8 protein-coding genes and 1 tRNA gene are annotated in these 13517 nt (G+C 66.7%); 4 read left to right on the forward strand and 5 right to left on the reverse strand.

Translation table 11 applies throughout. The annotated features are described in order from the left end of the window. The first annotated feature begins 299 nt into the window (after positions 1 to 299). Positions 300 to 3101, forward strand: coding sequence for a M36 family metallopeptidase (locus AB5J62_RS05515; protein WP_370947015.1), 2802 nt, complete (start codon positions 300 to 302; stop codon positions 3099 to 3101). A 322-nt stretch (positions 3102 to 3423) separates the two neighbouring features. On the opposite strand, the gene hrpB is transcribed toward AB5J62_RS05515, so the two are convergent. Together hrpB and AB5J62_RS05525 are read right to left on the reverse strand one after the other, a co-directional pair. Beyond that, on the reverse strand, positions 3424 to 5793 hold the full coding sequence (hrpB, locus tag AB5J62_RS05520; protein WP_370947016.1) for an ATP-dependent helicase HrpB: 2370 nt from the start codon (positions 5791 to 5793) through the stop codon (positions 3424 to 3426). Then, the gene (locus AB5J62_RS05525; protein WP_370947017.1) at positions 5790 to 6620 is read right to left on the reverse strand and encodes a glutamate ABC transporter substrate-binding protein; all 831 of its coding nucleotides are present in this window, start codon (positions 6618 to 6620) and stop codon (positions 5790 to 5792) included. Before AB5J62_RS05525 ends, hrpB begins: the two co-directional genes overlap by 4 nt. Before the next feature lie 67 nt (positions 6621 to 6687). On the opposite strand from AB5J62_RS05525, the gene AB5J62_RS05530 reads away from it, so the two are divergent. From AB5J62_RS05530 to AB5J62_RS05540, 3 genes are all read left to right on the forward strand, one after another. Beyond that, complete coding sequence (locus tag AB5J62_RS05530) at positions 6688 to 7203, forward strand: MauE/DoxX family redox-associated membrane protein (RefSeq protein ID WP_370947018.1); 516 nt, start codon at positions 6688 to 6690, stop codon at positions 7201 to 7203. Positions 7204 to 7219: 16 nt separating this feature from the next. Further along, the gene (locus AB5J62_RS05535) at positions 7220 to 8008 is read left to right on the forward strand and encodes a DsbA family protein (protein ID WP_370947019.1); all 789 of its coding nucleotides are present in this window, start codon (positions 7220 to 7222) and stop codon (positions 8006 to 8008) included. Positions 8009 to 8156: 148 nt separating this feature from the next. Next, positions 8157 to 8229 (forward strand) — tRNA-Ala (locus AB5J62_RS05540). A gap of 558 nt (positions 8230 to 8787) precedes the next feature. Here AB5J62_RS05540 and AB5J62_RS05545 read toward each other — a convergent pair. From AB5J62_RS05545 to AB5J62_RS05555, 3 genes are all read right to left on the reverse strand, one after another. Continuing rightward, complete coding sequence (locus AB5J62_RS05545; RefSeq protein WP_370947020.1) at positions 8788 to 10137, reverse strand: DUF4041 domain-containing protein; 1350 nt, start codon at positions 10135 to 10137, stop codon at positions 8788 to 8790. Then, entirely contained in the window at positions 10134 to 11402 is a 1269-nt protein-coding gene (locus tag AB5J62_RS05550) for a hypothetical protein (protein WP_370947021.1), read from the reverse strand. Before AB5J62_RS05550 ends, AB5J62_RS05545 begins: the two co-directional genes overlap by 4 nt. 150 nt (positions 11403 to 11552) lie before the next feature. After that, the gene (locus tag AB5J62_RS05555; protein WP_370947022.1) at positions 11553 to 13508 is read right to left on the reverse strand and encodes a hypothetical protein; all 1956 of its coding nucleotides are present in this window, start codon (positions 13506 to 13508) and stop codon (positions 11553 to 11555) included. Positions 13509 to 13517: the final 9 nt, after the last annotated feature.

Below are 13517 nucleotides of genomic sequence, written 5' to 3' on the forward strand. Positions count from 1 at the left end.
CGGATCAGTGTGGTTCGCGGCGGTGCCGCCGGGCAGCGGACTTCGGACAGGTCCAGACCCTTACTTTCGTCAGGGGTGCGCTTCCGCCTGTGGAAAACCGCAGGCCGGTTTGCGGTTTTCCGCAGTGTGGTGCCGGGTCCGAATTCGTAATCTCGGGGCATGTTCACACAAAGGATGTCAAGGCGAGCAGCCGTTGATCACAGTCAGGCACCACACCCGTACCCGATCGGCGCTGATGTACACCGGGGCTGTATCGGTACGAAGGAATGGTCTACGTCACCACTGAGAGAGGGGTCTCCGTGACGTTCAAGTCGTCGCGTCCGCGTGCCTCGGTGTACGCCGCGACCGCAGTGATGATCTTCGGGCTGGCCACCGTGCCGGTCGCGAACGCCGCTCCACCGTCGACAACGGGCAACGCGGTGCCGAGCAGGTCCGATCAGGACTTCGACGTGCGTGACACCGCCAGATCCAGCCCACGCGCGCAGAACGCGCAAGCCCAGCTGTCTGCGTTTCAGGCGGACGCGACCGCTCAGGCTCGTGCCGAACTCGGGCAGCAGGCCCGCATCGACATCGACGCGCTGACCGGCACGCCGAGGGTTCTCGCTCGTACGGACGGTTTTCTCACCGGACCGAGCAAGGACGCGCCCCGTGAGGTCGTGCTGCGCTATTTGACCGAACACGAAGGACTGGTCGGGCTATCCGCGAGTGACAGAACGAAACTGAACCTGCGCAAGGATTACGTCGACGTCGAGGGGATCCATCACCTCTCGTTCACCCAGGTCGTCGACGGGATCCCCTTGTTCGGCAATGGTTTGAAGGCGCACGTCGCCAAGGACGGCAGGCTGATCCAGCTGGACGGCTCGCCCGTGCGCGGCCTGCCGTCGTCGCTCGGCGCGTCCACGCTGGCCGCTCCCGGCAAGGACTCGCAACGGGTCGGCTTCCTCACCGCCGACGGGGTGCGCCCCGCTTGGTCCACTTTGGACAGACCGAGTGCCGGCAAACTGTTCCAGCAGGTGACCGACGCGCGGACCGGTGCCGTGCTCTACCGCAAGAACCTGGTGAACCGGCACGAGGACGCCGACGGCGCCAAGGGACTCGCCTGGCAGGTCAGCCCCGGCGCGCCGGCGGGCGGCAAGCAGGAGCAGGTCAACCTGACCCAGAAGGGCTGGCTGCCCGCGGACGCCAAGACGCTCGACGGCAACGTCGCGCACGTCGGCGCCGACGTCAACGGCGACCAGAAGTTCCAGCCGGAAGAAGAGATCGGGCCGAACAAGGACGGCAGTTTCCGGTACAAGTTCAGCGACTTCAACGCCGTCGTAGGCGCGCCGTGCTCGGCGGCGAGGCAGTGCTCGTGGGATCCGAAGACGCCGGGTTCGTGGGCGAAGAACCGTGAGCAGAACGCGGTGCAGGCGCTGGCCTACGTCGGCACCTTCCACGACCACCTGGCCTCGTTCCCGATCGGCTTCACCCGTGCCGCGGGCAACTTCGAAAAGGTCGACGGCGACGCGGTCGAGGTGCACACCCTGCTCAACGCCGCGGGCAACCCCGGCTCGTACGACAACGCCTTCATGGGCACCCCGCCCGACGGGCAGGCGCCGTTCATGGGGATGTTCCTGTTCCACAACCCCAAGGACCCGACCGACCCGTTCCTCGCGTCGAACTCCGCGGACGACGCGAGCATCATCGAGCACGAGTACACACACGGCCTGTCCAACCGGCTGGTCGTCGACGCGCTGGGCAACTCCACGCTGAACTCGTTCCAGTCCGGCGCGATGGGGGAGGCCTGGAGCGACTGGTACGCCTTCGACTACCTCGTCGGCAAGGGCCTGGTCAAGGACACCGCGGCGCCGGGCGAGATCGTCGTCGGCGACTACGTGGGCAACGGCGAGAGCCTGGCCCGCTCACAGCCGCTGGACTGCGCGGTCGGGGTCACCTCGGCCAAGTGCCCCGGCACCCCGGGCGCCGGCCCTGGCGGCTACACCTACGGCGACCTCGGCCACATCCTGCCGTTCCCCGAGGTGCACGCCGACGGCGAGATCTGGGCGAGCACGCTGTGGGACCTGCGCTCGGCGCTCGGCGTGCCGCTGACCCGCGCGCTGGTGACCAGGGCGATGGAGCTTTCGCCCGCGTCCCCGTCCTTCCTGGACATGCGCAACTCGATCCTGCAGGCCGACGTGGTGATCAACGGCGGCCAGGCAGCGGCGAAGATCTGGAAGACGTTCGCCGCCAGGGGCATGGGCTTCTTCGCCGGTTCGATCACCGGTGACGACACCGTGCCCGCCGAGGACTTCTCGGTGCCCCCGCCCGCGGGCACGCCGGCCGCGACCGTCACGGGCAAGATCGTCAACACCGACACGGCCACCCCGATGCCAGGCGTCGCGGTCCGCTTCGGCGGCCACGATTCCGGGTTCGGCGGCTCATTCGCCGCGGTCACCGGCGCCGACGGCACCTACCAGATCCCCGGGGTCCTGCCGGGCACGTACCCGAAGGTCTACGCCTTCGGCGGCGGGGCGGACGGCGAAGTCCGGGCGGTCTCGGTCCGTTCGGGCACCACGACGGTCGACTGGAAGCTGCGGCAGAACTGGGCGGCCGACACGGCGGGCGCCTCCGTCGAGGCCTTCAACGGCGTCGACTGGTCCCCGTTCGGCTGCGGACCCGGCGACCTGCTGCGTTCCTCACCGCTCGGCAGCGCGGGCTGGTCGACCGACAAGAAGGCCAACCCCGACGGCACGATCCAGTCGCGCTTCGTCACGGTCAAGCTGGGCGGGCCGGTCAACGTCAGCGCCATCGAGATCGACCCCGCCAACAACTGCGGCGACGACCCACCCGCCGCGGCCAAGGAGGTGACCGTGGAGACCTCGGTCGACGGCACGACCTGGGTCAAGGCCGGCACCGCCGACTTCAAGCCCGCCGACCTGAACACCCTCCACGCACTCACCCTGGCCCCCGGCACCACGACCGGGGTGCGTTTCGTCAGGCTGACCGTCCTGTCGAACCAGCTGTCCTTCTACCCCCAGCTCTCCTGCACACCACAACCCACCTCAGCAGGCTGCCTCTACATGGACGTCGCCCGCCTCGCCGTCCGAGGCACCAAGGGCTAAGGGCTAAGGGCTCGTGAGCGTTCCGCGCGGCGGGCCGGGGTCGTCGTGGGGGTCGTGAGTGATGCGGCCGGTTCTAACCGGTCTTAACACTCACGACCCCTTCACCGCGGGCGAGGCCGGGATAACGCCCGCTAAGTGGCAGGTTCTATCGGCCGCTGCCCGGGGTCGACGACGTGAACGCCACTTCCGCCACGTTCAACGTTGTGAACGTGGCGTTCACGCGAATGAAGCAGTGCGCTCGCCTCGGCACGTGACAAGGGGCACCCTTGCGACGCTGTGGGTGACAAGGGCCGCCCTCGTTACCCGCGGCGCGCCGCAACGCTCACGACCCGCTCTTCTTGGTCCGTCGCGTCGGGGTGGCGGTCAGCGGGTCCTCTGGCCAGGAATGCTTGGGGTAGCGCCCACGCAGGTCGGCCCGCACGGCCAGATAACCGTTACGCCAGAACGATTCCAGGTCAGCCGTGACCGCCGCCGGGCGACCGGCGGGTGAGAGGAGGTGCAGCACCACCGGCACCCGGCCGTCCGCGACCCGCGGCGTCACCGTCCAGCCGAAGGTCTCCTGCAGCTTGACCGCGAGCACCGGCTCGTCGGCCGTGTAGTCGACGCGGATCCGCGACCCGGTCGGCACCTCGAGCCGATCCGGCGCGAGTTCGTCGAAGCGGGACGCGGCAGGCCAGGGCAGCAGCTGCTTCAGCACCTGCCCGGCGTCGATCTTGGCCAGATCGGACTTGCGCCGCGCACCACTCAAGTCCACAGTAGACAGAATCGCCTCGTCATCCGGACTGGGCCAAGGTGAACCGAGCACTCGAAACAAGAAAGCCATCCGCTCGCGCAGCCGCTTCGCGTCCTCGGACCACCTGAGCATCCCGAGTCCCTCGGTGCGCAGGCCGGTGAGCAGCGCCTCCCGTGCGTCGAAATCCCGGAGCGGGCGTTCCGAGAGCACGATCGCGCCGAGCTTGCGCACGGACCTGGCGACCACGTCACCCGACCAAGTCACTTCGTCCACTTCGGACAGCAAGGCCGGAGCCGCGCGGACGGCCAGCTGCTCGTCGGCGCGGGCCGCGAGCCGGACGATGCCGTTGACCCGGCCAGGGTCCCTGGTCGCTTCGGCCACCGCGAGCCACTCGGTGTCGCCGAGGCCGCTGCCCGCGGGCAGTTCCGCCGCGGTGCCGCCCGCCATCAGATAGACCGGCGAACCGGGATTGCGGCGCCGGGCGAGGCGTTCCGGATGCGCGAGCGCGACGACGAGCGCCGGATCAGGTTTCCCGGCCCCGCCTGGTACCAGTTTCGCCAGCCGCCTGACCTCGGCCTTCCAGCGGTCCGACGACGACCGCAGGCGGCGGATCTCGGCTTCGACGTCGGTCAGCGTGCCGCCCGCGTCGAGCAACGCGACGACCTCGGCGGCCGACGTGGCACCGACCGCGGCCGCGCCGTCGAGCAATGCCCTGGCGAGGCGGGGATGCAGGCCCAGCCCGGCCATCTTGCGCCCGCGCGCGGTGACCGTGCCGTCGGCCTCGGTCGCGCCGAGCGTCACCAGCAGCGCCCGCCCCGCCGCGAGCGCGCCTTCGCCTGGCGGGTCCCACCACGTCAGGCCGCTGCCGTCCGGTGTGGACCAGCAGGCCAGCTCGAGCGCGAACCGAGCCAGCTCGGCTGTGCGGATCTCGGGCTCGGGGTACGCGGGCAGGCTCGCCTGCTCGTGGGCGGCCCAGCAGCGGTAAGCGTGCCCCGGCGCTTCACGGCCCGCTCGCCCCGCCCGCTGCTCAGACACGGCGGACGAGACCCGGACCGTCGCCAGACCCGGCAGCCCGCGCCGGTGATCGACGCGCGGCACCCGCGCCAGCCCGGAGTCGACGACCGCGCGGACCCCGGGCACGGTCAGGCTCGACTCCGCAACTGCCGTCGCCAGTACGACTCGCTGCCGCTCTCCCTGGCGCAGCGCGAGATCCTGCTGCGCCGTGGTCAGCCTGCCGTGCAACGGGAACACGTCCACGCCGGACAGCATCGCCGAAACCCGCGCGATCTCACCGACACCGGGCAGGAACGCGAGCACGTCACCGTCCACTTCGGACAGCGCGGTCCGGACGGTCCTGGCGACCGTCGCCTCGATCCGCTCACCCCGAGCGCCGGGGTGATACGAGACTTCGACGGGAAACGTCCTGGCGTCGGCGGTGAGCACCGGCGCGTCACCGAGCAGCGCGGCCAGCCTGCCGGACGCGACGGTCGCCGACGTGGCGAGCAGCCGCAGGTCATCGCGCAGGCCCGCGCGCACGTCCAGCAGGAGCGCGAGCAGCAGGTCGGCGTCGAGGTGCCGCTCATGGCATTCGTCGAGCAGGATCGTCGACACCCCGGGCAGCTCCGGGTCGCTCTGCACGCGGCGCACCAGCAACCCGGACGTCACGACCTCGATCCGCGTGGCCGAGGACACCTTCCGGTCCCCGCGCACCGAGTAACCGACCGTTTCCCCGACCCGTTCGCCCAGCAACGCGGCCATCCGCGCGGCCGCGGCCCGCGCGGCGATCCGGCGTGGCTCGGCAACGACGATCTTCCCCGGCGCCCGGTCCGCCAGCGCGAGCGGCACGAGCGTGGTCTTGCCGGTGCCCGGCGGCGCGACCAGCACCGCGGTGCCGTGCGCGTCGAGCAGGTCGCCCAGCTCGCCGAGCACCGCGCGAATGGGCAGGTCGGGGAGCTTCACTGGGTCTCGGTGACCTCCGGCGGCGCGGGCAGCTTGTACCCCGACGGGCCGATATTGGCGTTGAGCGACTTGAGCCACTCGCCGCTGGTGATCATCTTGCGGATCGCCGCGTTGACCGCGTTCTGCCCCTCGATGTCACCCTTGCGCAGGCCGATGCCGTATTTCTCGACGGTGAACGACTGCCCGACGACCTTCAGCAGCTCCGGGTTCTGCGTCACGTAGCCAGCCAAGATCGGCGCGTCCGTGGTCACCGCGTCGACCTGCCCGGCCAGCAGCGCGGTCACACAGGCCGGATAACGCGGATATTCGCTCAGCTCGACAGCGCGCGCATAGCGCCGTTTCACCTCGTCGGCCGAAGTCGTCCCCGGCACCGAGCACAGCTTCTTGCCATTGAGGCTCTCCGGCCCACTGATCTCGGGCGTGTTCAACCGGATCAGCAGATCCTGCCCAGTCACGAAATACGGTCCGGCGAACGACACGACCTGCTTGCGCGCCGGAGTGATCGAATACGTGGCGACCACCATGTCGACCGCCCCCGAGCTGATGTCCGGCTCGCGGAATTTCGGCTCGGTCTCGCGCCAGGTGATCTCGTCGGCGGACACCCCGAGCTCGTTCGCCACATATTTGGCCACGTCGATGTCGAACCCGACGACCCGCCCGTCGAGCGTCCGCTCGGACAGCCCAGGCTGATCGAAGCGCGTGCCGATGGTGAGGTGGTTCCGGTCACTCGCGCGCTTCACGAGCGAGTCCGAGGCAGACCCACCCGACCCGCACGAAGTGAGCAAGACGAGCACGACGCCCAGCGTGGCAAGCGATTTCACCCGCACAGATGACCTCCTTCCACCGTTCGGCCGACCTCATGTTTTTCTCAGGTGCGGTGGTTAGCCTAAGTGCGTGCCCAAACCGTCTCCACGCGTGTTCGACCTGATCGGCACTTTGGTCAGGTTCGGGCTCGCCGCGGTGTGGCTGGTTTCCGGCTGGCTGAAGATCAGCGACGCCGGCCAGACGTACATCGCGGTCAAGGCCTACGAGCTGCTCCCGGACGGGCTCATCGGCCCGGTCGCGACCACGCTGCCCCTGCTCGAGCTGGCGCTCGGCCTCATGCTGATCGCCGGATTCGGCACCAGGCTCGCCGGCATCGGCTCCATCGTGCTGCTGGTGCTCCTGATCGCGGTGATCGCCCAGTCGTGGGCACGCGGCCTGACCATCGACTGCGGCTGCTTCGGCGGCGGCGGCCAGGTCGCGGCGGGCCAGACGCAGTATCCCCAGGAGATAGCAAGAGACACCGGGTTCCTCCTGCTCGCGGTGTGGCTGACGCTACGCCCGTCGACCCTCTTTTCGGTCGACGGCTGGCTCGGCTGGAACTCGAAGGCCGCTCCGGACGACTCGTCCGATGGGAAGGCAAGTTAGGAAAGGAAACAGACCAGTGGGTGGAGCTGAGCGCAACGCTCGGAAGAAGCGCCAGCAGCAACAAGCGGCGCGCGTGGTGACGCAGGCCAGGGGCGGCGGCGAAACCAAGAAGATCATCGCGATCGTGGCAGGCGTAGTGGTACTCGCCGCCCTCGTCATCGGCGGCGTCCTCTGGACCAACGCCTCCAAGAACCAGACCGAGGGCCAGGCCATCACCACATCGGGCATAGAGGCCCCCGCGGCCGGCGTGGTCGAGAAGCGCGACGGCGTCGTGGTCACCCTCGGCAAGCCCGGCGCCCCGAAGACCATCGACATCTACGCCGACTTCCTCTGCCCCATCTGCGGCGACTTCGAGAAGGCCTACGGCCCCCAGATCCGCCAGCAGGTCAACGCGGGCCAGCTCCAGGTCAAGTACCACATGGTCCCCATGCTCAACACCAGGTCCAACCCCGAGGGCTACTCCCTCGAGTCCGCCAACGCGGCCCTCGCGGCCGCCGACGCAGGCAAGTTCGCCCAGTTCCACGACAGCCTCTTCAAGACCCAGCCCAAAGAAGGCGCCCGAGGCTACGACAAGGCCCAGCTGATCAAACTCGGCCAAGACCTCGGCATCACCGGCCAGGACTTCGCCAACGCGGTCACCACAGGCGCCTACAACGCCCAGCTCACCAGCGAGTTCGAGAACAAGACCGCCAAGGACCCCAACCTCGAGCAGACCTTCCCCGACGGCTCCAAGGGCTTCGGCACCCCCACCGTCATCCGCGACGGCAAGGTCGTAGACGTCAAGGCAGGCTGGCTCCAGCCCTGACCCAACGTCCCCGGTCGGCCACTCCGAGCACCCAGAGTGGCCGACCGGAGCCTCTTTCCAAAGGTCAGGCCGCTAGGCACCCCCCTTGCAGGGGCTTCCCGCGGCTCCTGTAAAGTCTGTACTTACGAGATGCGGGGTAACCCGCTCCGGGGCTATGGCGCAGCTGGTAGCGCACCTCACTGGCAGTGAGGGGGTCAGGGGTTCGAGTCCCCTTAGCTCCACATCGTAAAGGACCCCTTCGATCGGGCCGTTTCGGCTGGTCGGAGGGGTCTGCTGCATTGTGCTTCCGATCCCGTGTGATCTTTTTTCGTGTTTCTGGCCTGCCCCTGCTGGAGCGTTTCTGGAGCAGCGTGTAGCAGGTGGAGCGCTGTTCAGCGGTGGCTTTTCGGGGCTGGTTCCGGGGGGGTTGCGGGTGGTGACCCCCTTGCCAGCGGTGGTCGGGGCAGGCCGGGTTGATTGAGGTGCTGGCCAGGATGACGGTGGTGGTGTCCGATCACGGTTCGCCTTATTCCAGCTTCGCTGCAGCGTGGGCGTCACATACCATCATGGCCAACTGCAGGAGCTCTGACCGCGATCAGGAGCCTCTTGGAGGCCCGGTAGAGCTTTTGTGTCGGAAGTCGTCCGGTATGCAGCTGGCTTACCTGTCGTGCCGATGCTTGGTGTTGGAGACCCATTCTTTATGTGGCACGTCATACAAGTAGCCCGACAGGCTTAGGCGGGCAACACTGCGATTCGCGGGCGGCGGAAGGCGGTGCGTCGCCGAATAGCCTTGGTGGAGGCTATCGAGAGGTCGTCGCGCTGTCAATCCGGCTGTGGGCGGTTTCCGGCCAGGAGGAACGGCTCTGGAAGTACTGCGTTGCCTCAGGCGCTTCGGCGAACTCAAGGATATTTCCGAGTTTTTCCGCCAAGGCTGTCCGGATCTCCTGCGGGGTGATGAAGAAGAACTCTCGTCGCAAGTTCACGTGGTTCAGTCGGCGATCTGCGAACATCTTGTGCAGCTCGTTCTCGAGCGTGATCGCGTCTTCCGAGAAATGTAGTAAGTGAGTATCGAAGGGAAAGGGAACCGATGCGTCACCCAGTTCGACGATACGGACCTTCGGTTCAATCCGCCTGGTCATCCCGATCTTGACGACGTTCTCGCCGAAGGCGCCGATGTTGCTGATGACGTAGACGTAGCCGGCTCGGATGTTCGCGATCCGGTAGTCGTTCTGAGTGATCGCTTCTGCGATCGCGGACAGCCGCTCGCGCAGCGCGTCCGCCTGTTCGGGCTTGCCTTGCGCTTCGAGCTGCGCCAGGGCGTTGGTGTAGTGGTCGCGTTCCTTTTCCAGCCGCTCGCGTTCGGCTTGCAGTTCCGCCTCTGCGCGCTTCTCTTCGCGGAGGCGTTCACGTTCTTCTCGTGCCGCTTCTCGCTCCTCCTGGACCTTGATCTGGTAGTCCCCGGTCAGTTCGATCTCCCGCAACCGAAGTTGGTGGTACTCGGGCGCGACCCGCATCTCCATCATTTTGCCCAGTTTGGCGATCGACTCGACCGAGCGATCGAGGCGTTGCTTCGCGGAGGCCACGGTGCCCGCACGAACTGAACGGACACAGTTGTCGGCTTCGGCGTTGTAAGCGCGCAGCATCAGCTTGGAGAAGTCGCCAGTCATCTTGCGGCCTTGTGCCAGCGAGTTGTTGTAGGCGAATCTGTCAGCGGCCAGGATCGCGTTGCCCTGCTTGACGAAGTCCTTTACCTCCTGACGGAGCGCGGCCAGAGTCTCTTTGTACTGCTCGGCGTTCTCGAGCGGATGGTGGTACTCGTAGATCCCGACCTGCTGGAGAAGGATCGCGTCGTTCAGCTCGACGAGTTCGCGGCGGGCCTGCTCGATCTGCTCACGAACATTCTCGAGTTCTGCTTGCCGCGGTGCCGGTGTGTCTACGATGTCAATGACAGGATCCGGTGGGGCTTCCTGCTGCAGGTCACTGCCTACCGCCTCTTCTTCGACCGGGGTGTCTGCGACCCAGAACTCCCACCCAGGTGGCGCGGGTGGCCACGACGCTGGCGGTCGCCACCCGGTCGGCGGCACCCAGCCGGGCTCCGGCTCCGGCCAACCCGGCGGCGTGACGAACCGGAACCTGGCTGCGTGGCTCATCCGCGGACACCCTTGCGGTCGTCGATCGGGGTCAGACGGTACGGGGCCTTCGAAACGACCGCGCGAAGATGCTTCATCGTTTCGGACGGGGTGATCCGCGCGAGGTCGATCCGCGCGAAGTCCTCCCGGGCCACAGCCAGTGCTACGAGTCTGACAAACACATCCTGGCCGGTCGCGGCGTCAACGTGGTTGACACCGCCTACCAGCGAGATGCTGTCGATCCGGCGCGCGCGGTCGGACTCCCAAATCTCGTGCAGGGTGCGCAACGTCATGTTGTCAACCAGATTCGCGTACCTGGTCGTGAGGTCCTTCTGCGTCAGCCTGGTTTCCGCCAGTTCGTCACTGGCCCGCACGTACCGGAACGACTTGGTCGTCGGGATCGCCTCGGGAGGCGGGAAGACCAGTGTGATGGATAGTTCCCGCAGGTCGGAGCTATAGGAGAAGTCGACGTCGCTGTTGGCGCTGATCGCATCAGGGTAGATGGAGTTGCTGAACACGATACCGATATATTCGTCGACAGCCGCCGGTTCGTTCCTCGCCAGCCGGGCGATCAGGTCATCGAGGCGGGCGTTCTCCTCATCGACAACCCGACGGCGCTCATCGCACTCGGTTTCGTACTGCTGCCTGTCTCGGGCCAGCCGCCGCAACCGCTCGGCTTCCGCAGCCTGGTGTTGTTCCAACGCGACCAGCTGCCGACGAGGGATCTCCGCCACCACGCCCCGCCAGGCCGCGTGAGCCTGCTCGAACCGGACCTGGGCCTCAGCGGTTGCGCTGGCGTGCTTCTTCTTGGCGAAGACCGCCGAAAGACCGGTCGGCGCCGGCGGAGGCTGGAAGTACGGCTCCGGCGGCGCAGCGGCCGGAGCGGGCGGGGGTACCGCCGCGGAATCGGCCGACCGGAAAGTTGGGTGCTCGGCGACCCGTCGAAGCTTTTCCAAATCAACGTAGTCGTCGACAGCCAGTGTCGACTCGAGAATTCCATCGATCGCAGAGAACTCTTCGACGAGGTTCGCATTGAGCGACTCGACCTTCGATTGCTGAGCTTCGATGTGGAGACGTTTGGCTTCGCGTTCTGCCTGCGCGGCGGCCTGCGCGTTTGCCCGCATCATACGCTCGTGGGCTTGAGCGGCGGCTACTTGAGCGCGGTGCATTTCACGTTCGAGCCGCACCCGTTGACGTTCCGCCGCGGCGGCTTGCCGTGCTCGCTCTTGTTGCGCTTTGGCCGCTTGATACTGCATCTCGGCGAAAAACCCCCGACGACGCCCCATGGACTTCCCCTCCGGCTTCGGCCAACTCGCTCGCGTAGATATCGCCAAACAGAGCGAAATGTTTCATAGATTTAAGATCATCCATCGAACGGACGAGCCTGAGCTCGGGCTTTGCGCTGGGCCCCGACGAGCGTAGCGACCGGGACCTGGTCAGGTGGTACTGCTGAGCTCTTCGTGCAGGCTGCTCGTGGGCTTCGTGAGGTAGGGGTCGCGTTCGATCCAGTGCTTTCCTTCCGCGGCGATGCCTTCGAGGATGTGGAGAGTGTGAGCGAACCCCGCGGCATCGAGACTCATCTTGACCACCGAGCCCTCAACCCCGTTGCTCAAGTTGTCGGCAGGGACGTAGCTGCTGACGTGGATGTCGCGCGGCTCGCCGTTCATGAGTGTGAGCGCGAGGTTACAGCTGAGCTCTGTCGGGGTCACGACGTGGACTGACGAGACGGCATCGAAGCGGAAGTTGGTGCGCTCAAGGTAGACCAGTTTGATGTGCTCGAAATCGAGCCCGGTGGTTACCTCACGCACGCCGTCGAGAGTGATCAGAAACAGGCGGATGTCGTAGTTCGAGTAGCGGTACGGACCGCCGGTGACCCGAGCCCGCCTGGAGTTCTCGGCGGGTGTTTGTAGGAACGCGTGAGTGAGCACGTCGCGCCAGGCCAGCCGGTAGTGCTTCAGAGCCTCGTCGAGCACGATGGTCTTGTCGGCGTTCAGCCAGTTCTCCATCTCGGTTTCCAATGGCCTGATGCGCTCCAACTTGAGGCTCCAGCGTTCAAACTCCTGCCGTCGTGCGTTCTGTACGTCCCAGTAGTCGCGGGTGTCCTCGGTCCCTCGGCGACGCTCACTGACGATGAACGACCAGGCGGGCACGCTGATCGCCGTGCCGACCATGAAGAGCAGGGCAGCGACCAGCGTGAGCAGCAGGTCGCTATCCAACGCCGCTGCGACGACATAGGCGGCCATGCAGGCGAACGTGGTCGCGGACAGCACACAGATGGTCTTGGTTTTGGCTGAAGCCCGATAGCGCTTTCGATGCTCGAACAGCGTGTCGTTGCGCCACTTAGCGCGCACGTCCCGTGTGCAGTACCGGATGAGCCACTTGACGTTGTCGACGGTGATCCGCTGGTCCCGGTAGACGTCAACGATCTCGTTGCGCAGTGCCGCGCGGACGCCGGCGGTCTCGGCCAGCCAGGTCGCACGGTGAACCTTGTCGGGCGCGTAGCGGTGGAAGTAGTGGTCGAATGAGTCGCTCACGTTCCTGGCGAACCCACCAGGTGAACCGCTTTCGGCTCTTTTGCGGAACTGACGCTCCCTAACTGCGAGACGTCGCACTTGGTAGCGCCAGTGGAATCCGCTCTGGATGGCGTAGTGCGCGGCTATTGCTGCGAGCAGGTAAGCCGCTATCGGCACAGGCCGTGCGGCTACGAGGACTGTCTTGGCAAGATAGCCGGCGCCGAGCGCGGCGACCAGCTCGCCGAGCAGGGCGCGGACGCGGTCGCGCCGGGTGACCCGCGACGGTTCTGGTTTACGGGTCCGGGGTTTGCTTGGTGGCACTTCGAAGTAGGCCCAAACCCGATTCTCGCGGTTCATGCTTGAGCGGGTTTCGGCCGCGTTGCGCCGGATCCCGGCCCAGAACCGGTCCTTGAGACTGCCCGTGAGCACGAGGTCCAGGTGCCGCACTATCTGGTCGCGTTGCGGTTGAGGTAGCTCGGCCAGCTGTCGTAGTGCGTACTCGGGGTCGCTGCCCGTGTCGCCCAGGCAGCTGAGCAAGTCGTGCACCGCGCCCAGGGACCTCGACCAGTCGTCGACCAGTAAGGTCTCGCTGCTGTGCGATGTGGAGATCAGCAGTTCCCGCTCGTCGACGGTGAGGTCGCGATATGAGCGCTTGCTCAGCATGGCCAGCGCCCAGTGGAAACGTACTTCGGCGTTGTCGTGCCCCAGGGCACGTGCCTCGTTGATGAATTCGCGCGCTCGCAGGGGGACGCCGTCGCGCAGGTATGCGACGCCGACGCGGTACTTCTCGTCGGGCGGAGCGTCCGGAAGCACGAAGTAGACGGTCGAGTCGTGGATTTCGCCCGCGATCATTCCGATGTGTGAGTCGGCCGCGTTCACATTTGGCAG

It is taken from the genome of Amycolatopsis sp. cg5 (assembly GCF_041346955.1).
GTDB lineage: Bacteria > Actinomycetota > Actinomycetes > Mycobacteriales > Pseudonocardiaceae > Amycolatopsis.

Bases quoted from the DNA above. Each gene is read 5' to 3' on its own strand.
- AB5J62_RS05550 (WP_370947021.1), bottom strand. From the start codon at position 11,402: ATGGGGCGTCGTCGGGGGTTTTTCGCCGAGATGCAGTATCAAGCGGCC.
- AB5J62_RS05545 (WP_370947020.1), bottom strand. From the start codon at position 10,137: ATGAGCCACGCAGCCAGGTTCCGGTTCGTCACGCCGCCGGGTTGGCCG.